The 20,216-nt window shown below is 56.8% G+C and carries 13 protein-coding genes; 8 read left to right on the forward strand and 5 right to left on the reverse strand.

Going from position 1 to position 20,216, the window contains the following annotated elements:
* Positions 1-2: 2 nt before the first annotated feature.
* Entirely contained in the window at positions 3-1,841 is a 1,839-nt protein-coding gene (locus ABD851_RS02450) for an ABC transporter ATP-binding protein (protein WP_344974783.1), read from the reverse strand.
* Positions 1,842-1,926: 85 nt separating this feature from the next.
* Between ABD851_RS02450 and rbfA the strand changes: the two genes are divergently transcribed.
* Together rbfA and ABD851_RS02460 are read left to right on the forward strand one after the other, a co-directional pair.
* Positions 1,927-2,319 (forward strand): 30S ribosome-binding factor RbfA, encoded by a 393-nt coding sequence (rbfA, locus tag ABD851_RS02455; RefSeq protein ID WP_344974786.1) that lies wholly within the window; start codon positions 1,927-1,929, stop codon positions 2,317-2,319.
* A 23-nt stretch (positions 2,320-2,342) separates the two neighbouring features.
* Positions 2,343-3,563 carry an FtsX-like permease family protein gene (locus ABD851_RS02460; RefSeq protein WP_344974789.1) on the forward strand — a complete coding sequence of 407 codons (1,221 nt, stop codon included), beginning with the start codon at positions 2,343-2,345 and terminating at the stop codon, positions 3,561-3,563.
* Positions 3,564-3,572: 9 nt separating this feature from the next.
* On the opposite strand, the gene ABD851_RS02465 is transcribed toward ABD851_RS02460, so the two are convergent.
* The gene (locus tag ABD851_RS02465) at positions 3,573-4,409 is read right to left on the reverse strand and encodes a transketolase (protein WP_344974794.1); all 837 of its coding nucleotides are present in this window, start codon (positions 4,407-4,409) and stop codon (positions 3,573-3,575) included.
* 109 nt (positions 4,410-4,518) lie between these two features.
* Here ABD851_RS02465 and frr point away from each other — a divergent pair, with 109 nt between their 5' ends.
* Positions 4,519-5,082 (forward strand): ribosome recycling factor, encoded by a 564-nt coding sequence (frr, locus tag ABD851_RS02470; protein ID WP_344974797.1) that lies wholly within the window; start codon positions 4,519-4,521, stop codon positions 5,080-5,082.
* 120 nt (positions 5,083-5,202) lie between these two features.
* Positions 5,203-6,090, forward strand: a complete 888-nt coding sequence (gene fabD, locus ABD851_RS02475) for an ACP S-malonyltransferase (RefSeq protein WP_344974803.1) — start codon at positions 5,203-5,205, stop codon at positions 6,088-6,090.
* Between the two features lie 33 nt (positions 6,091-6,123).
* On the opposite strand, the gene ABD851_RS02480 is transcribed toward fabD, so the two are convergent.
* Together ABD851_RS02480 and ABD851_RS02485 are read right to left on the reverse strand one after the other, a co-directional pair.
* Positions 6,124-6,594, reverse strand: coding sequence for a GNAT family N-acetyltransferase (locus ABD851_RS02480; RefSeq protein WP_344974808.1), 471 nt, complete (start codon positions 6,592-6,594; stop codon positions 6,124-6,126).
* Positions 6,595-6,699: 105 nt separating this feature from the next.
* Positions 6,700-7,935 carry a trans-sulfuration enzyme family protein gene (locus ABD851_RS02485; RefSeq protein WP_344974811.1) on the reverse strand — a complete coding sequence of 412 codons (1,236 nt, stop codon included), beginning with the start codon at positions 7,933-7,935 and terminating at the stop codon, positions 6,700-6,702.
* 308 nt (positions 7,936-8,243) lie between these two features.
* On the opposite strand from ABD851_RS02485, the gene guaB reads away from it, so the two are divergent.
* The 4 genes from guaB to ABD851_RS02505 all read left to right on the forward strand — a co-directional run bounded on the left by guaB (position 8,244) and on the right by ABD851_RS02505 (position 12,744).
* Entirely contained in the window at positions 8,244-9,713 is a 1,470-nt protein-coding gene (gene guaB, locus ABD851_RS02490) for an IMP dehydrogenase (protein ID WP_344974814.1), read from the forward strand.
* 53 nt (positions 9,714-9,766) lie between these two features.
* Entirely contained in the window at positions 9,767-10,954 is a 1,188-nt protein-coding gene (locus ABD851_RS02495) for a lipoprotein N-acyltransferase Lnb domain-containing protein (RefSeq protein WP_344974817.1), read from the forward strand.
* A 187-nt stretch (positions 10,955-11,141) separates the two neighbouring features.
* Complete coding sequence (locus tag ABD851_RS02500; RefSeq protein WP_344974820.1) at positions 11,142-11,987, forward strand: alpha/beta fold hydrolase; 846 nt, start codon at positions 11,142-11,144, stop codon at positions 11,985-11,987.
* Positions 11,974-12,744, forward strand: coding sequence for an SDR family NAD(P)-dependent oxidoreductase (locus tag ABD851_RS02505; RefSeq protein ID WP_344974823.1), 771 nt, complete (start codon positions 11,974-11,976; stop codon positions 12,742-12,744). Before ABD851_RS02500 ends, ABD851_RS02505 begins: the two co-directional genes overlap by 14 nt.
* Before the next feature lie 175 nt (positions 12,745-12,919).
* Here the strand turns inward: ABD851_RS02505 and sov are convergent, their stop codons facing one another.
* A complete protein-coding gene (gene sov / locus ABD851_RS02510; RefSeq protein WP_344974825.1) occupies positions 12,920-20,206 on the reverse strand; it encodes a T9SS outer membrane translocon Sov/SprA in 7,287 nt (2,428 codons plus the stop codon).
* Positions 20,207-20,216 lie beyond the last annotated feature (10 nt).

Genomic DNA, 20,216 nt, shown 5'->3' on the forward strand with positions numbered 1-20,216 from the left:
GATCAATCGGTAAACTGCTGCATATCCACGAGCCGTTTGTAGAAGCCGCCGGCATTGACCAGCTCCTGGTGCCGGCCCCGTTCCACGATTTCTCCCTGGCTGAGCACGATGATCTCATCCGCATGCTGGATGGTGGAAAGCCGGTGCGCGATGACGATGCTGGTGCGGTTTTGCATGAGGTTGTTGATGGCCTCCTGGACCATCCGTTCGCTTTCGGTGTCGAGGGAAGAAGTAGCCTCATCAAGGATAAGGATGGGCGGGTTCTTTAAAACCGCCCGCGCAATGGTCAGCCGCTGGCGTTCCCCCCCGCTGAGCTTTACGCCGCGATCGCCGATATTGGTGTGATAACCCTGTTCCTTCCGGATAATGAATTCGTGGGCGTTGGCCACCTTCGCCGCGGCCACTACCTGCTCCTCAGTGACGCCGCCGGCCCCCAGCGCAATGTTGTTGAAGATGGTATCGTTGAACAGGATGGGCTCCTGGGTCACAATACCCATCAGCCGCCGCAGGTCCTCGATCCGGTAATCCCGGATGTCGGTGTCGTCCAGCAGCAACGCTCCGCCGCTGACATCGTGAAAGCGGGGGATAAGATCGGCCAGGGTGGACTTGCCCGCACCCGAGGAACCGACCAGGGCGATCATCTTTCCTTTCTCCACGCGCAGGTTGATGTGCTTCAGTACCGGTTTTATTCCGGCATCCTGGGTGGAATAGGCAAAGCTGACATCCCTGAACTCAATCGCGGAGGTAAAGCGGCGCAGCGCTTTTGCATCCGGCTTTTCCACGATCTGCTCCGGCGCGTCGAGGATCTTCTGTATCCTTTCCGCGCTGGCTTTCCCTTTCTGGATATTGTAGGAGGCGGTGGAAAAGGTCTTCAGCGGATTGATGATCTGGGTGAAGATCGCGATATAGCCGATGAAGCTGGCCGCGCTCATCAGCGGCGGATCGCCCAGCGCCAGGCGTCCTCCGAAATACAGCACGATGCACAGCACCACGATGCCGAGGAATTCGGACATGGGCGAGGCCAGGTCGCGCCGCCGGTTGATCCGGTTCTTGATCCGGAAAAGTTCATTGTTTTCATGCGTGAACTTGAGACGCTGCTGTCTTTCTGCATTAAAGGCTTTTACGATGCGCATGCCGCCCACCGTTTCATCGATCAGCGAAAGAATGCTGCCCAGCTTTTCCTGTCCGGCCGTGGAATGCCGCTTCAGCGACTTGCTGACCCGGCCGATGATCAGGCCGGTAGCCGGGAGCAGCACCAGCAGAAAGAGGGTCAGCTGGGGGCTGAGCGTTACCAGGGCGATCAGAAAAATAATGATGTTGAAAGGTTCGCGGAAAGCCGTTTCCAAAAAGCTGATGATCGATACTTCCACCTCCTGCAGATCGTTGGTCATCCTGCTGAGGATATCCCCCTTGCGTTCTTCGGAGAAATAGCCGATCGGCAGGCGGACGACCTTATTGAACAGGTCGGTCCGCATGTCGTTGATGACCGCGTTGCGAATGGGGGAGTTGATATAGGAAGCCAGGTAAAGAAAAAGATTTTTAAGCAGAATGGCGATCACCACCGTGATGCAGACAAAGCCCAGCGCCTGTATCCTGCCCTGGCGGATGATGATGCCGGACAGGTAATAGTTGAACGTGTCCAGCAGGGCGCTTGCGTTCAGCACGAACGCCGGCCGGGTATAGACGAGGTCCGTTTCTCCGAAGATCAGTTGCAGAAAGGGGATGAGCATGGCCAGCGATACGAGGGAGAACAGGATGGAAAGCAGGTTGAAGACGAAGTAAAGCAGTATGGCACGGGTATGACGCCTGAGGTAGCGGAACACCGGGAATAAACTCTTCATGGTATCCTTTTTGCCGGAATTCCGGCCTTTGACGGGGAATCCGTATAAAGGGCGTAAATTTACGACAATAATCAACGACAGTCTTATGGAAGAAGGTAAAAGGCAGAAACAGGTCGGTAAGCTGATCCAGCAGGAGCTGAGCGATATCCTCCGCCGGGAGGGACTGAATGTGGTGGACGGAGGCATGATCTCCGTGTCTGCGGTCCGGATGACGCCGGACCTGCTGGAAGCCAGGGTATACCTCAGCCTGTTTAACATTGCGGATACCGCCGCCATGCTGGAAAGGATAAAGGAACGCGGCCGGGAGATCAAAAAGGTGCTGGCCGCCCACATAAAAAACCAGGTCCGCCGTATACCGGAGCTGCAGTTTTTCCTGGACGATACCCTGGACCATGTTTTTAAGATGGAAGCGCTGTTCAAGCAGATCCATGATTCCGATGCTTCCCGAGATGAATCCGGCGAGGCCGGGCGTTCCTGATCCCGTTTTAAAACCGCCGACCTTTGATCCTGCAGTTTGCATCCCGGTATTTTATCGCAAAAAAGTCCACCCAGGCCATCAATATCATTTCCTGGGTCAGCATGATTGCCATTGCGGTGGGGGCGGCGGCGCTGATCATTGTGCTCAGCGTCTTCAACGGTTTTGAAGACCTGGTAAAATCCCTTTATTCCTCTTTTTATCCCGCCCTGAAGGTCAGTCCTGTCGAGGGAAAGACCATCCTGGTGCCGCCCGATACGCTCAGGCAGCTGCATGCCGTTCCCGGTATAAAGGATATCGCTGAGGTGCTGGAAGAAAAGGCGGTGCTGCAGTACAACAACGGCGGGGAGGTCATTGCCGTGCTCAAAGGAGTGCAGCGCAATTACCGCGACGTTTCGGGCATCGCGCAGCGCATCGTCCGCGGGGAATACAACACGGGCCGGACAGACGCGCCCACTGCCGTGGTGGGCGTAGGGGTGGAGGCCGCCCTGGGGATCGATGTAAAGCGGAGCTTCATTCCGCTGGCCATCTATATGCCGGACCGGCATGTCCGTCAGTTTCTTTCACCGGAGCAGGCGCTGAAGCGCGGCCAGATTTATCCGGTAGGCGCCTTCGCCATTCAGCAGGATTTCGACGATCATTATGTGATTACCAACCTCGATTATCTGCGCAGCCTGCTCGATTTAAAGCCCGGCGAAGTATCCGCGCTGGAGATTTCCCTGAAAATACCGGAGGATATGGATGCCGTAAAGCAACGGGTACAGCAGCTGCTCGGCAGCCGTTACCAGGTGCAGACGCGGTATGAGCAGAACCGCTCCCTCTATAATGTGATGGAGGTGGAGAAATGGGCCGTCTATGCCATCCTTTCCTTTATCCTGATCATTGCCGCCTTTAACATGATCGGCTCATTGTCAATGCTGGTCATCGAAAAGGAAAAAGACATCACCATCCTGAAGGCGATGGGTATGCGAAACAGCGGGGTGCGGCGTATATTCCTTGCCGAGGGAATGCTGATTGCCCTGGTGGGGGCGGCCATCGGCATCTTTATTGCCCTGGCGCTCTGTCTGCTGCAGCAGCATTTCGGACTGATCCGCATTCCGGGCGACAGCTTTGTGGTACAGGCCTATCCCGTGAGCATGCAGGGGAGCGACTTTATCCTCGTTTCCGTAACGATCCTCGTGATTGCTTTGCTGGCTTCCTGGTACCCCGCGCTGCGGGCTTCCCGGCAGGAAGTGCGGCTGAATTAAAGCAGCGCTTTAGTAGTCGCCCATGGTTTCCGGGAGCTGCTCCAGGGCCTTGGCCAGCTGCTCGTCATTGGGCGCTATGCCGTGCCAGTGGAAATCCCCTTCCATAAAGTCCACGCCCTTGCCCATGATCGTGTTCATCATGATCGCAATGGGCTGTCCTTTCCCGGCATACTCTTTGGCAGCTTCCAGGCTCCGCACGACGGCGTCGACGTCGTTGCCGTTATCAAGGTGCAGCACCTTCCATCCGAACTGCTCGAACTTGGCGCCCAGGTCGCGGTGATCCATGACCTCGCGGGTGGGGCCGTCGATCTGCTGTCCGTTCCAGTCGATAGTGGAGATCAGGTTATCTACCTTATGATGCCCGGCAAACATAATGGCTTCCCAGGCCTGTCCTTCGTCCAGCTCTCCGTCGCCATGCAGCGAAAAAACAAAACGGGGGTCCTTGTTGAGCTTTTTGGCGAGGGCCGCGCCGATGGCCACGCTCATACCCTGACCCAGGGATCCGGTGGCAATACGTACGCCCGGCAGATGCTCGGCAGTGGCGGGATGGCCCTGCAGCCGGGAATTGATCTTGCGGAAGGTATGCATCTCCTCGGGGGGGAAATAGCCGGAGCGTGCGAGCACGCTGTAGAATACCGGCGATATATGGCCGTTGGAGAGTACAAAGATATCCTCATCCTTTCCGTCCATCTGGAAGGAAGGATTATGTTTCATCACTTTAAAATAGAGGGCGGTAAGAAAGTCCGCACACCCCAGAGAACCGCCGGGGTGGCCGCTTTGCACCTCATGTACCATTCTGACGATGTCCCGGCGTACCTGGCTGGCAATATCCTGTAAGGTTGGCATAAACACTTTATTTTGGCGCCCAAACCTACATCAAAATGGCGAGCCGTCAAAATGGTAATATCGGCGGCTTTTTGTACGTTTGCAGATTCAACAACCAACCTTACCCGCTATGCAAGACGAACTGGAGCTCATCCTGTCCGATACCCGCGAAAATATGCAAAAGGCGATCAGCCACCTGGAAACGGAGCTGACCAAGGTCCGTGCCGGTAAAGCCAATCCCCAGATGGTGGATGGCATTACCGTGGAGTATTACGGCTCGCAGGTACCGCTTGCGCAGGTAGCCAATATCAACGTAGTAGATGCGCGCACCCTCTCCATCCAACCCTGGGAGAAGCCGCTGCTGCAACCCATAGAACGCGCGATCATCGCCGCCAACATCGGTATCAACCCGCAGAACGACGGGCAATATATCCGGCTTTTCCTGCCCCCGCTTACGGAGGAACGCCGCAAGGAGCTGGTGAAGAAGGTACATGGCGCCGGGGAGCAATCCAAGGTATCCATCCGCAACATCCGACGGGACGCCATCGAGATGGTCAAAAAGCTGCAAAAGGAAGGGCTCAGCGAGGATTCGGCCAAAGATGCGGAAAGCGAGATCCAGCAGCTGACCGATAGCCACAGTACGCTGATCGACAAACATTGCGGCACCAAGGAGAAGGAGATCATGACGGTATAATGCAGATGCACCTGTCCGCTGCAAGGCAATGGCCGGCGGATCTAACCCTTGAAACACGAAGTGTTCATTGAGACCTTTTAAAGTCATTATGAACCGAAATAAAAATCAATTACTTGACAGATGAAACATGCCTTTGTTTTTCCGGGGCAGGGCTCCCAGTTTCCCGGTATGGGAAAATCGCTTTATGATGCCGATGCCCGGGCCCGTGACCTGTTCGGGAAGGCCGATCATATACTCGGGTTTTCCATTTCCGATACCATGTTCACGGGCACAGCGGAAGCGCTGAAGCAAACGAATGTTACCCAACCTGCGGTATTTCTGCATGCTACCATCGCCTTCCTCTGTCACGGAGGGAAACCCGATATGGTGGCCGGTCATTCCCTGGGCGAATTTTCGGCGCTGGTGGCGAACGGGGTGCTGGACTTCGAGGATGCGCTGAAGCTGGTGGTGATCCGTTCCAATGCCATGCAGCAGGCCTGCGAACGTCACCCTTCCACGATGGCTGCCGTGCTGGGGCTCGAGGATGCAAGGGTGGAGGAGCTCTGCGCCGAAGCGGCGCGCGAAAGCAGCGAGGTGGTGGTGCCGGCTAACTACAACTGTCCCGGACAGGTAGTGATTTCCGGAACACAACGCGGCGTTGAGCTCGCCGGAGAACGGCTGAAGGCTGCCGGCGCCAAGCGGGTACTTCCCCTGCCGGTCGGCGGCGCTTTTCATTCGCCGCTGATGGAGCCGGCCAGGCTGCAGCTGCAGCAGGCTATTGAAAATACGACCTTTCATCAACCTTCCTGCCCCATATATCAGAATGTGAGCGCCACGGCCGTGGATGATGCCGATACTATCCGGCAGAACCTGGTTAACCAGCTGACCGGAGCCGTGCGCTGGACCCAGTCGGTTCAGGCCATGGTGGCCGACGGGGCTACCCGCTTTACCGAGTTCGGTCCCGGCAAGGTGCTGCAGGGGCTGATCGCCAAGATCAGCCGGGAAGCGGAGACAGACGGCGTCAGCTGACCTGCCGGCTCTCGCCGATTAGCGCTGTCTTTGCTAAAGATCCACGCTGCAGTTGATCCATTCGGGATCAAAGCTTGCCTGATATTTTTTATAAAAACGAATGGCCGGTTCGTTCCATTCGAGCACCTGCCAGGTCATACCCTTGAAACCGCGTTCATTTGCTTCTTCGATGAGCCGGTCAAACAGCATCTTGCCGATGCCTTTTCCTCTCATGTCCTGCGTGACCAGGATGTCTTCCAGGAACATCCGCTGCCCTTTCCAGGTGGAGAAACGGATATAATATAAGGCAAACGCTACCACCCGCGGGCTTTCCCCCGCCTCCGGCGCGGTATCTTCGGCTACAAAGGCCCACCATACGGGGGCGGAGCCGAAGCCGCTTTCGGTAAAATGTTCGAGGGAGACGGTCACCTCGGCGGGCGCCCTTTCGTATTCCGCCAGCTCCCTTACCAGCTCAAGCAGGCGGGCGCAGTCTGTTGCCTTTGCCCTGCGGATCCGTATGGTCATGGAGGATTTCTGTTTTGAGGTTTGAGATTCCAAAGTTGATTCAATAATTTACTTCGTGCACCATGTCTTTTTATCTGTCTCAGTGAAGGCTTCGCCTCTCGCCTTTCACCTTTCACCTTTCGCCTGATAAAGCGCCTGTTCCAGGTCGCTGATGATATCTTCCACATTCTCGATGCCTGCGCTGAGCCTGATAAGTCCGTCCGTGATGCCCGCCGCTTCCCGCTCTGCTTTGGCCACGCCGTAATGGGTCATGGAGGCGGGATGGCTGACGAGGGTATCGCAGGTGCCCAGCGAAACGGCGCGCACGCAGAGCCGCAGGCTGTCGATAAACTTTTTACCGGCTTCCAGGCCTCCTTTCAGCTCAAAGCTCATCATGGCCCCCGGCATTTTCATCTGCTGCTGCGCCAACTGGTAGTCCGGGTGTGCGGCCAGCCCCGGATAGTGTACCCGGCCGACCTCGGGTTGCTGCTCCAGAAAGCGGGCTACCGCCATCGCGTTGCTGCAGTGCCGCTCCATACGGAGCTCGAGGGTTTTGATGCCGAGGCTGAGCAGCCAGGCGTCGAAAGGACTGCCGCCGCCGCCGAGCAGGCGGTAGGTCTTGGTGACCACCTGCGCCATATGATCGCGGTCCCTGCCGATCAGGATGCCGCCGGTGGCGGTGCCGTGTCCGTTCAGGTATTTGGTGGTGGAGTGAAAGACAAAATCGGCGCCGTAGCGGAAAGGTTGCTGCAGGTAAGGGGTGGCAAAAGTATTGTCTACCGCGGTAAGCCGTCCGTACTGCCGGCCCAGACCGATCCAGGTCTGCAGGTCCACACAGCGAAGCGTGGGGTTGGTGGGCGTCTCCAGGTAGATCAGGCGGATAGCGGGATCCTGCTCCAGCAGGGCGGCAGCGGACTGCGGCGCTTCGGGATCCGCGAAGAGGACCTCGATGCCGAGCCCGGGAAGGATCTTTCGGAACACCTCGTCGGTGCCGCCGTACAGCGAATGGTGGGTCAGAATTTTGTCTCCCGCCTTGAGATGGGCCAGAAACAGGGTGTTCAGGGCGGCCATGCCGGAGCCGTGCAGCAGGGCGGCGGCCTGCAGGGGCTGTCCGTCCGGTCCGCTGAGTCCCAGGGTCTCGAGCAGGGCGATCTTTTGCTCCGCCTCGGTGGCATTGGGGTGCCCGAAGCGGGCATAGATGTATCCTTCTTCCTTGCCGGTAAAGCGGTCCATGCCTTGCTGAGCGGTGTCAAACAGATAGGTGGAAGTGGCGTAGATCGGCGTCAGATGCGCATAGCGCGGATCCGCGCTGTGTCCGCCGTGTATGCAGGCGGAACCAAAGCCGTGCTGTTGGTCGTCCATAGTACTGGTTTTATTTTTCCGGATGCGGCCGGGTTTACCAGCGTAAAAGTACATAACGGCCGGGATTCTGCCGTCTGTCGCCTTGCCGCAGCCCGGAGTTGTTCCGGCCGGGCGGCGTGGCCGGCCTGTCTTTCCGGGCAGGATTTGCGACGACGGTTGCCGGATGCTTTTTTTGACGTAAATTTGCGTGCAATTATTTCATCTGTTAATATTTGTTTTTTAATGGTCAGATGGAACCTCGCATATTAAAAACGCGCCTCTGTGGAGGCGGGATTATCATGCTCGGTTTTATACCTTAATAATTGCTTATGCCCCCCTCAAAGTCTAAATTTTTCGGAGAAGGATTAACATTTGACGATGTGCTGCTGGTGCCGGCCTATTCCGAGGTATTGCCGCGGGAAGTGAACATTTCCACCCGGCTTACGCGGGATATCGGGCTGAACATACCCATGGTTTCCGCCGCCATGGATACGGTGACCGAGGCGGGCATGGCCATTGCTCTGGCCCGGGAGGGCGGCATCGGCATCCTGCACAAGAACATGAGCATCGAGAAGCAGGCCGAGCAGGTCCGGAAGGTAAAACGTTCGGAAAGCGGCATGATCCTCGACCCGCTGACGCTCCCCGAAACCGCTACCATCGGGCAGGCGCTGAAGCTCATGAAGGAAAACAAGATCGGGGGCATTCCGATCATTAACGGCAGCGGCAAGCTGGTCGGCATACTGACCAACCGCGACCTCCGTTTCGAAAAAAACAACCGTCGCCCTGTCAGCGAGGTGATGACCCGCGAAAAGCTGATTACCGCCCCGGAAGGAACAGACCTGAAAAAGGCGGAGAAGATACTTCAGCAATACAAGATCGAGAAGCTGCCCGTGGTAAACCGGCAGGGCAAGCTGATCGGCCTGATCACCTACCGCGATATCCTGCAGCTGAAGAGCTTCCCCCTGGCGGTGAAAGACCGCTACGGGCGGCTGCTGGCCGGCGCTGCCATCGGTATCACCGCCGATATGCTGGAGCGCGTGGAGGCCCTTGTGAACGTGGGCGTGGATGTGGTGGGGCTGGACAGCGCCCATGGTCATTCCGCCGGCGTGATCGCCACGCTGAAAAAGATCAAGCAACAGTTTCCCGATCTGCCTGTGATTGCCGGGAATGTGGCCACCGGTGCCGGGGCCAAGGCTTTGGTAGATGCGGGCGCCGACGCGGTGAAGGTAGGGGTGGGGCCGGGCTCCATCTGTACCACCCGGGTAGTCACCGGCGCGGGCATGCCCCAGCTGACGGCCATCATGGAAGCCTTTAACGCCATTAAGCGTACGGGGGTTCCCGTTATTGCCGACGGCGGCATCCGCTATACCGGCGATATGGTGAAGGCGCTGGCTGCCGGCGCTTCGTGCATCATGGCCGGGTCTGTTTTTGCCGGCGTGGAAGAAAGCCCCGGAGAAACCATTATCTACGAAGGCCGCAAATTCAAATCCTACCGCGGTATGGGCTCTATCGAGGCCATGTCGGAAGGCAGCCGGGACCGTTATTTCCAGGATGTGGAAGCCGATATCAAAAAGCTGGTGCCCGAGGGCATCGTGGGACGGGTACCCTACAAGGGGTCGCTGAATGAGGTGGTGCAGATGTTTGTCGGAGGGTTGCGCGCCGGTATGGGCTATTGCGGCGCCAAGGATATCCGGGCGCTTCAGCAGGCGCAGCTGATCAAGATAACGGCTGCTACCGTACAGGAGAACCATCCCCACGATATCGTGATCACCAAGGAAGCCCCGAATTACAGCCGGTAAAAAAACCGGCCTGCTTCTCCCGGATAACCTGTACTTTAGGGTTTATATCGGTTATGAAAAACAGGTTACTGTTCCTGCTTGTCGTTACATCTTTATCGCTGCTTCCCCGGCAGGGCCGGACGCAGCCTGCTCCCGCGCCGGATTCCTGTACACTCCGGATCAGCCTGCTCACCATCGGTGTCGGGGACGATCTGTACTCCATCTTCGGACATACCGGTATCCGTGCGACGGATCCTGCTACCGGCATGGATGTGGTATTCAATTACGGAACTTTCGATTTTTCCGACCCTCATTTTTATCAGAAATTTATCCGGGGCAAGCTGCTCTACTACCTTTCGGCCGACCGCTTTTCCGATTTTATGGCGGCTTACCGGGAAGAGGAACGCAGCGTAACCGAGCAGGTGCTGAACCTGAGCTGTGTGGACCGTGAATCCATCTTTGCGTTTTTGCGCAACAACGCCCGGCCCGAGAACCGTTCCTACAAATATGATTTTTTCTATGACAACTGCTCTACGCGGCCCCGGGATGTTTTTGCCGGCATACTGGGCAACAGCTGGCAGATGCCGGATCAGCTGATACCCCAGGGCAGCACCTTTCGTTTGCTTTTTAATCCCTATATGGACCGGCATGCCTGGTCCAGGCTGGGCATGAATCTTCTGCTGGGCCGGCCCGCGGATGTGATGGTAAACAGCTGGCAGTCCATGTTCCTGCCCGATTATCTGATGAAAGCGCTGGACAGCACTTCGGTAAACGGGCAGCTGCTGGTGCGGGAGAAACGCGTGCTGTACACCCCGTTGCAGACCGCACGGCCGGCGCCCCCCTTCTGGGAAATGCCGTTGTGGTGGTTCATCGCGCTGGGGGTGTTGCTGCTGCTCTTCAGTGTAGGTCCCGGACAGCGATACAAAAGCATACAGCCCTGGATAGACCGCTGTCTTTTTTTCCTGACGGGATTGCTGGGCTGTCTGATGTTGTTCATGTGGTATGGCACCGATCACCAGGCCTGCTCGCAGAACTGGAACCTGCTTTGGGCCATTCCCCTTCACCTCCCGTTCAGCTTCTTTACCCAGCGGAATGCCTTATGGGTGAAGCGGTATGCCCTGCTGACCTTTGCGCTGGCCCTGCTCGTGCTGGCCGGCTGGCTGTTTCTGCCCCAGGCGCTGCCGCCGGAAATGTTTCCCGTGATCCTGGTGCTGGCGGTACGCGCTTTTCGGATCTACAAACGTTTCCGGTTTCCGGTTTGAGGTTTCGGGTTGATTTGATGATTTACTTCGCGCATTATGATTTCTTAGTGGTCTCAGTGAAGGCTTCGCCTTTGGAAATTTGATGATTTGATAATGAAATAATCAGCACATCACCAAATCGGCATATCATCAAATTATTAAGCGCCTTTCCCCTTTAACCCTTTACCTTTAACCTTATAAACGAATCATGCCCTATTTGGCCACAAAAGCATTGCCCGCCTCGTCCGGCGGCATGTCCTACCGGGATGCAGGCAGCGGGTTTCCGCTGGTGCTGATCCATGGGTTTCCCATGGACGGCAGCATCTGGGAAGCGCATATGGATGTCTTGAAGCCGCATTTCAGGTTGCTGGTACCCGATCTTCCCGGCAGCGGCGCCTCTCCGCTGACCCACCCCCTCGGTATCGCTACGATGTCCGAAGCCGTCTATGCCATGTTGCAACAGGAACAGATCACTTCCTGCATTATGATCGGGCATTCCATGGGCGGGTACATCACCCTGCGCTTTGCAGCGCAGTACCCGCAGCTGCTGCGGGGCTGGGGCCTGTTCCATTCCACTGCCTTTCCGGATACGGAAGAGAAAAAAAACGGAAGGCTGAAGTCCATACAGCTGATGCATGACTATGGCGGGGCTGCCTTTCTCCGTCAGATGATACCGGATATGTTTGCCGGCCGGTTCAGGGATACACAACGAAACCAGCTTACCGCGTTGATCCGTAGCCGTGAGGAAATGGCGGTAGCCTCGATGGAAGCTTATTACCGCGCCATGATGGAACGGCCGGACGCCACTGCGGCTTTGCGCGGGAGCAAAGTGCCCGTATTGTTCATCCTGGGGAAAGAGGATAAAGCCGCTCCCCTGAAAGATCTTCTCCGGCAGGTATCCCTGCCGCCCACTGCTTCCATACATATCTTTGAAGCGGTAGCGCATATGGGCATGCTGGAATTGCCCCTGCCGGTAACCGCCGGTATCATCCGCACTTTTGCCGCACTTTGCCATTTACTGGATACGAAACCGAAAAACCATGACGACAGTTAGACCGATCGCTATGATCACCGGGGCCACCTCGGGTATCGGAAAAGCCTGTGCGCAGCAGTTTGCCGCCGGCGGATATGACCTGATCCTTACGGGAAGAAGAGAGGAGCGTCTGCTTGCGCTGAAGCAGGAGCTGGAACAGGCCGGCGATATACAGATACATACCCTCTGTTTCGATGTGCGCGACCGGGAGGCGGTGCATGCCGCGCTGGAAGGATTACCGGCAGCCTGGAAGAAGATTGCCGTGCTCATCAATAATGCAGGGCTGGCTGCGGGACTGGCCTCTGTCTCCGAAGGGGATATCGACGATTGGGAGGTTATGATCGATACCAATCTCAAGGGGTTGCTATACGTTTCCCGGCAGGTGCTTCCCTGGATGCAGGCCGGAAAGAAAGGACATGTGTTCAATATCGGGTCCACCGCCGGCAAAGGGGTTTATCCTAACGGTAACGTATACTGTGCCACCAAACATGCCGTGGATGCGCTGTCCAAAGCCATGCGTATAGATCTGCTGCCTTATGGTATTAAGGTAACCGCCATACATCCCGGGGCGGTGGAAACGGAATTCTCGCTGGTCCGTTTCAAAGGCGATGCGCAAAAAGCGGAAGCAGTATATAAGGGCTTTGTGCCGCTGGAAGGAAAGGATGTCGCGGAGATCGTTTTCTTTTGCGCCGGCCTGCCCCCGCATGTCTGCATCAACGACCTGGTGGTGACCTCCACGGCGCAGGCGGATGCGCATTATTTCCACAAGTTGATTTGATGATTTGATAATTTGGAGATTTGATATTTCGTGTACAAAATGCTTTTATTGATGATTAAGTAATCATCAAACGCGGAGCGTTCATTGAGACCACTAAAGATCATTGTGCACGAAATAAATCAGCACATCATCAAATTACCAAATTTAAACGCCTTTCGCCTTTTACCCTTCACCCTTATCGCGCCATCACAAAACGCAGGGTAACGCCTGCCTGGGTATTGGACTGCGGGAAGTAAGATGAGATGGCCGGAATGGTCTGCCGCCGGTCATAGAAGAAATGCAGGTTCAGCCGGTCGTTCACCACATAGTCGATGGAGGGCGAGATGCCGATGGTCTGCTGCCCGCTGGTAGGAATGATCAGATCGGCATCCAGCCGGTTGTTTACTGTTTTGTCGTCCCGGAAGCTGAGGTCGATCCGGAAATTCAGGTCGTTGTTGAGTTTCTTTTTACCATTGCCCAGGTTAAACGGCAGGCTCAGGTTGCGGACGCGGAAGCCGCCGCCTACCGTGATTTCGCTGGACCGCATCTCCGCCAGCTGGAAGTCGATCAGGCTAAGGCTCAGCGTACGGCTCTTGCTGTAGGCGAAACGCACGTTCAGGTTGTTGGTAAAGGTAGCCTCGATCCCGAGCAGCGGCGCAAACTGTTCGGTAACCGTGATATTGGGCACCAGGAAGTAGGGGATATAATCCCCCGAGAGTGAATTCGGATCGATAAAGCCCGGGTAGCCATAACGCAGCGGATCTGCATACATCAGCGAGGAGTTATAGCTGTTCATGCTCAGCAAAGAGGTATAGGCATGAGACAGGGTCATGTTGGTGACAAAGTTGCTGAAGAAAGGCAGCCGGCTCAGGCCGTTGTAAGTGATCCGCCAGTTGGGCAGCGGCTTGTAGGCGCTGAAGGGATTGGAGCGTACGCTGCCCCCGCCGTTCTTCAGCAGACCGATCTTATCCGGATCCCGGCCGGTGTAGGCCGCCAGGAAAGCAGGGATGAGCACATCCTGCGCATACCGTCCGTATCCTTTGTAATAATCCGGGTCCTTGGGGTTTTTCTGTCCGTTGGTATAGGGGTTCTCCGTGCCCAGCCGTTTGGAGATGACCTTCCGGTAGTTTTCAAAGTCGAGGAAGGTCTTCGGGATGTCGCCCAGCATCTTTTCTTTACCGAACAGGGATTTAATGGAAATATAGGAGATCTGGAACCCGCCCATATCATACGGATTCAAATGGGCCAGTCCTGCGCTGCCCGTGGTATCCTTGAACAGCTCCGAGTGGGTCTTGGAAAAAGACTGGGTCAGGCTCAGGTCGATCCGCAGGCCGCCAAAGGGCTCGAGGGAGGCCTGGGCATCGAGCCGCTTGGTATACTGCTGCTGATACTGCAGGTTGAACAGGCTGTCGTGCGTGATCCATCCCTTCCGGCCGATATCGTCCAGCCAGGCGTCGTTCGGCTGCCAGCCGAACAGGAACTTCATCCCGGGGGCCATGCTGCCCCAGTTCTGTCCCAGCACGGAAGTGCTGTCCACATATCCCGGCAGGCGGGTGGCGGCGTTTTCGCTGTAATTGATCGTAACGCGTTTCAGTGACAGCAGGGGCCGGATCAGCGCGCGCAGCACCGGCGATATACCGTCGCTGCTGTTTTTGTCTTTGGCATTGCTGCCGGTTTTTTGCGGAGCGGGCCGCGCCGGGGCGGCAATTTCACGCAGGAACCTGGACTTGTTATACAGCGCTGTGAAGTTCAGATCGGCATTGACCTGGGTCTGGTGGCTGTTCTCGATGGCGTTCCCCAGGTAAAGCGCCAGGCGCGAAGCGGCCGTCCAGCTGTAATCGGTGGCATAGCCGAAGCGGACATTGGTCCAGTCCAGCAATGGAAATTTCTTCAGCGGCAGGGTATAGGTGAGGTTGGCCGTATGGTGGTACATGGTGGTCCTGCCCAGGTTGAGCAGGTTGTTAAAGACCGTGTCTCGTTTGGACGGCGTATTAAGGCGGCCGTAAGGCTCGTCGATGCGCGAGTTGTTGAGGGCCGTGAAGTCCAGCGTCAGCGAACGGGTGAGATCCCACTTGAGGGTATAGTACCTGTCAAATGTGAAATACTTATCGTAGGTCTCGGGAATCTTATACGGTCCCCCGCCGATGTTACGCACCCGGGTGGCGCCGAACTGCCGGTTGATCTCGCCGCGCAGGCTGATGATCGAGGGAACATAGTTGAAGTTGAAGTCCCGGATCAGGTCGAGATATTTTGATTTACCGCCCAGCAGGTTGCGGAAGGGTGTGATAAAGCGGCTCTGTCCGGCATAGTTATAACCGATACCCAGCCGGTGATTGGTGAGCATATCCCTTTCGATCAGCGGATTGTGCTCCATCGTCTGGGTGAAGGAGTAGCTGAGGTCGAAGTTTTCGATATCCCAGAGGTGGCTGTTCTTTTTACCGGCGCCGGGCAGCTTGCGCATGTTGGTGATGTTGAAGCTTTTTATGGCCACAAAATCCTGCGCCTGCTCGCGGATGGAATCCCTTGCGTGCTGGCTGCGGGCGAGCCGCAGCTTATCCTTCAGCTTGATGTCCAGGTCATAGGGATCATATTCCGGGTTGCTGATGGTCTGGGAATAGCCGGCATATACGGGTATGGACAGCCCCAGCTTGTTGGGCAGCAGCTTGCCCAGCTCGAGGTTGGCCGCCATGTCGTATTGGGTGTAATTGTCGCGGAAACGCTCGTTGATCCGCTGATCCACGCTGCCGAATCCCTGGGTATGCATGGCCCCCGATACGGATACCGTACCCAGATCGGAAAGCTGCATGTCCACCCTGCCTACGGCGGCGTAGCCGCCTTTTTCATCCATATCGGATACCCGCATCTCATCCACCCATATTTCGGCACATTTGGGAAGGCCGTCGTCGGGGCTGTTGGGATCGGTCTTCTTGGGGTTGAGGATACCGATAAGGGCATTCCGCACATCTCCCAGGTTGGGATTGCCGACCACGGTGATGTAGTTGCCCAGGTTGTCCTGTACCGTATAGGGACTCAGCGGGGAAACGTTCTCCTGGTTGCGCTGCTGTTTGATGCGGGGCAGCATGGTCAGGTCGATGTTCAGCTGGTTGGAGTCCGGCCAGATGGTGGCGGTATTGAAGGGGCCTTGCGGACTGGTAACCCGCAGGGGGATACGGTATTCGTAATAGTTATCGTTAAAATCGCTTCCCAGCCGGATGATGGCGGCGAGGTCGCCATCCCGGAGCGCTCCCTGTCCGGTAACCTCTTCGGCATGGATATACATTTTCATGCGGCGGAACTGGCGGAGGTCCATGGCGAGGGGTTTGAAAACGCCCCTGGCGTCCCCGTCCTGCAGCTCGCAGACCTTCAGGGTCATGGACTGCTCGTTCAGGTACTGGTTCACGTTGTTGGCGCTCAGCTGCTGCTGGCGTTTTACTCCCGGCGGGATCTGATAGGGTATGGGCACGCGTCCGGAGTTCTCTTCCAGGTTTACCGCAGAGATGTTAAAGGTGGTGCCGGTATTGTCGTCGTCCACCGGTATGGGTGGCTGGCCGGGCGGCGTATTCAGCTTGTAGTTGTACTGCCGCCACTGGTTGCGCACCAGGTCCAGCTTGGCAAAACGCAGGATGGCGCTGTCCCGGAAGCCGGTCAGGAACATCCGCATAAAGCGGATGGACTTGAAGTCGGGGATATCGCCGACCTTTTTGTTGTAAGATTGTATGGGAACGCGGAACTGGTACCAGGTCTCCGCACTGAGGGGGCCGTTCTTGTCGTTGGCAGGGATGGTGACCTTATCTACGATAAAGTTGTCGCCTACGTTCATACCCGGTTTCATCTCTATGCGGTACTGGAAATATTCTTCCGTCTCGTTCAGGGTATTGTCGTTGTTGATGTCTTCGGTTTCGGGCCGGTTGGAGTAAGCGGCTGGATACCGGTCTTTTCCGCTGGCGACGGGCGCATTGTTCTCGGAATTGTTGAAACGCTTGTAACGCTCCAGCACGCTCAGCTTCTGCTGGTCGTAATCGGCGCCGCGGTAAAAATGGAAATCATCGTTGTCGGGATCGGTCAGCGCGTCCTGGTAGATCTTGGAGTTGGGGCCGAAGTGCTGCATCAGCTCCAGCAGGTACTGTTGCCGGTATTTTGTTTCCTCGTTGTTGTCCAGGCCATCGTACCCCACGTCCTGGTAAGCCCTGGCGGCGGGGTCGTTATCGAAGGCATTGGTGATCTGCTGCTGGAACCGCGGTGTGCGGCCCCATATGGAAGTGTCCACCTTGTTGGTTTCCGCAGGTTTCGGAAGGCCGTTCTCAAAGAATTTACGGCCGTCGCGCAGGATATCTTCGGAAATGTTGCCGAGGTTGATATAGAGGTCGCCGCCGGAGCTGGTGGGGTTGTCCAGGAAGGGGTCCATGACCCAGAACTCGATGTACTGCACATTGGAGGTCTCGAAATCGGTGTTGTCGATGGCCCGCATGATACCGCCCCATCTTTTCTCGGGATGAAGCAGGCGGCCGTTGGCATCCACATCCGACGTGCTGCTGCTGAAGTTATAAGGGCCCCGTTCGTTGGGGTAATAGGCCAGGTCAAAGGTGGAGAGATATATCTGTCCGAAATCCAGGTCGCGTTTGTCGGGAAACAGCTCCTGCGGATTGATGGTGCGGACATAGTGTCCCAAGCGCATCTGCTTATCGTTCCGGATATAATCAGGCGCATTGCTGCCGTCGACGAGAGATTGCTCGATGGTATACCAGGCCAGGTTGCCCCGGTTCATGCCATATTCGAGCGAGTCGGTGAGCGTGGCTTCGGGAAACAGCTCCTGTCCTTCGGTGCCCGTGGCCCCCTGCGGGGTGGAGGCCAGCACCCAGTTGTAGTAGGGCGTCTTGAGATCGTAGGAGTTGCGGGCGCCTTCGAAATCGTCGATGAGCACGCTGCCGTCATCGCCTTTCCCGATCAGCTTGGAATGGCCGGGGAAAAGGCGGGCTACCTCGCCGGTAGCATTGATGGTGGAGGCGGTGCTGGACTTGTAGTTTGGCAGCTTGTCCAGCCAGCGGTTGAGGCCGGGCAGCTCTGATCGGTAGTTCATATCGAACCCGCCGATGGTATTGCTGATGGGATCTTCGCCGTAGTTTACCGTAGAGAAATAGGGCCGCTCGGTCATCCGGATCACCGAGGAGCCGATGGTGAGCTTGTCGTTGACATAATAATCGAGACGGGCCCCGAAGTAATTCCGCGTTTGCTGTCCAAAGGCCGCATTGCTTTCAAACTGTACGTTCACGGGCAGTCCGGAATTGAGCACGCCGGGGTTGATGATCCTGAGCTGACCCACCGAATAATCGATCACGTAATCCACATTTTCCAGCAGCTGCTGGCCACCCGCCGTAACGGTTACCGATCCCGGCGGGATGTTCAGCCCGCCCAGCGAGATCTCGGAGGAGGATGAGCCCTTGTAGGTCCCCCGCATGACATAGCGGTTGAACTGCGGAAACTGCTGCGCAATGGTCTTGGTGGAATCGTACAGCACCTGGAACAGGTACTTCTGCATCAGCTGGCTGTTGCCGTCGAAGGCCTTGGCCAGGTCCTTGCCGAAGGGCTGGAGGACCGGGAAGATGATATGTCCGTCCTGCGTGTTGATGGTAAACCCGTCGACAAAGTCGAATACCCCGTCCGGCTGGGGGTCGTTGTTGCTGTTCAGCCGGTCGAGGTTGAGAATGGACAGGAGCGGCCTGCCTTCATAGGGCCCCTGTGCGTCCGGGAGGTAACGTTTATCCCCGCTGCCCGGGTCCTGGTAAAAGATATCCATCCGGAAATCTTCCCGGCTCACCTGGAAGGCGCCGGTGGCATAGATGTTTTTCATCATCAGCTGCCATATGGGGAGGCGGGTGCGGGCGGAAGTAGCTTTGAGGAGCTTCAGGAAGATCACCTGGGGTTGCGCGCGTGCGGAGTCGGGCGGTATGTCCTGGGAAAACTCGCCTACCTGGAATACGCGTCCGTTATAGGTGTACTGGAAAGCCACCCCCAGCACTTCGTCCGGTTGCAGCTGCTGGCGCAATGAAAGAAATCCTACCTGATCGTTGTAGGTATATTCGGTGGAGTCCAGTTTTCGCGCAAACGTCTTTTCAAAATCCTGAACGGGCTGGAGCCCTATGGCCTGCAGCCGGCTGATCACCGTGCCGGTATTGCGGGCGGAAGGATCCGAGGCGAGGCGCTGGTATTCGTCGTTTGCGCCGTTCTCCGGCAGGGGATTGCTGGTCAGCGGATGGATATTGCCGTTGTAAGGCTTTGTTTCACCCAGGTCCATGAGCCCCACTACATCGCGGGCGTTGATGGTGGCGCCGGTTTTGTTGGTCACCCACACTTCCATCCGGGTGATGTGTACCTGCGAGCTCACTACCGGCAGGTTGGCCATCGTTTCGTTATAATGGTCGTGGAAGTATTGGGCCAGCAGGAAGTGCCGGTTTTCTTCATACTGATCGGCCATGATGGAGAAGTTGCTGACCTGGGAGCCGCCTTCCATCATCAGGTTTTGCTTCTGGGAGCGCTGGTTGGAGAAAACGGTGGTTACGCCGAGCCGGCCGAACTGCAGCTGGGCCTTTATGCCAAAGAGCGACTGTATGCCGGTTACCAGCTGGCTGTGGAGCGGGAAGCTGACGTTGCCGGCCTCGATCTTTTTGATGATCTCATCGTCGTCGCCGGTATATTCCAGGCGGATCTGTTTTTCAAAATCGAAGGTGGACTGGGTGTTGTAGCTGCTGGTCAGCTTCAGCTTGCTGCCGATCTGGCCCACCACGTTCATATTGATGTCCATGTCGAAGTTGAAGCCTCCCTGCCGCCGGTTGTTTTCGGGCAGGATGAGGTTGCCGGTATTGGAGCCTTCATAGCCGAAGGTGAGGTTCAGGTTGCCCTGGGGGCGGATGTCCACGCCGGTGCCGCCGAAGGTACGGTTAAAAAGCAGGGGGCCGCGGTAGAGCGCCGGTCCGCCGTTATCGCGATTGAGCCGGCTCATGGTACCGGCCCGCTGCATCCAGTAGTCCTGTTCGTCTTTTTCGCCCTGTCGCTGCAGGAACTTTTGATAATCCAGCTCCCCGGGCTTGCGGTAATAGCGGTCGCCTATCTTCTCTTCCAGGCGGTACTGCCGGGTAACGGGGTCGTATTCGACGGTTCGTTTGATCACGGGGGGATCCTGCAGGTCGATGCTGGAGGGCGTGGGCGTACCCTCGGGGTCTCCCCGCCGGTCGTATATCGGGAAATGCAGGGTATCGGTAAAGGACAGGGCGGGGGTGGTGTCGGGGACTGCGGCGGAAAGGGGCTGCGGGAGCAGCGGGGCAATAGAAGTCTGTCTTCCGCCCGGGCCGGTTTTGCCGGGGCGAAGGTATGCGTGAGGATGGGCGTCTTGCACAGTAGACCTGAAACCGGGAGCTCTGGCGCTCAACAGGAAAAGGGGCACTATGCCTGTTATCGCCAGGGTACCGAAATGGAACTTTCGCGCCAACGTGAATCTT

Source organism: Compostibacter hankyongensis, assembly GCF_039541075.1.
In the GTDB taxonomy this organism is placed as follows: Bacteria; Bacteroidota; Bacteroidia; order Chitinophagales; family Chitinophagaceae; genus Compostibacter; species Compostibacter hankyongensis.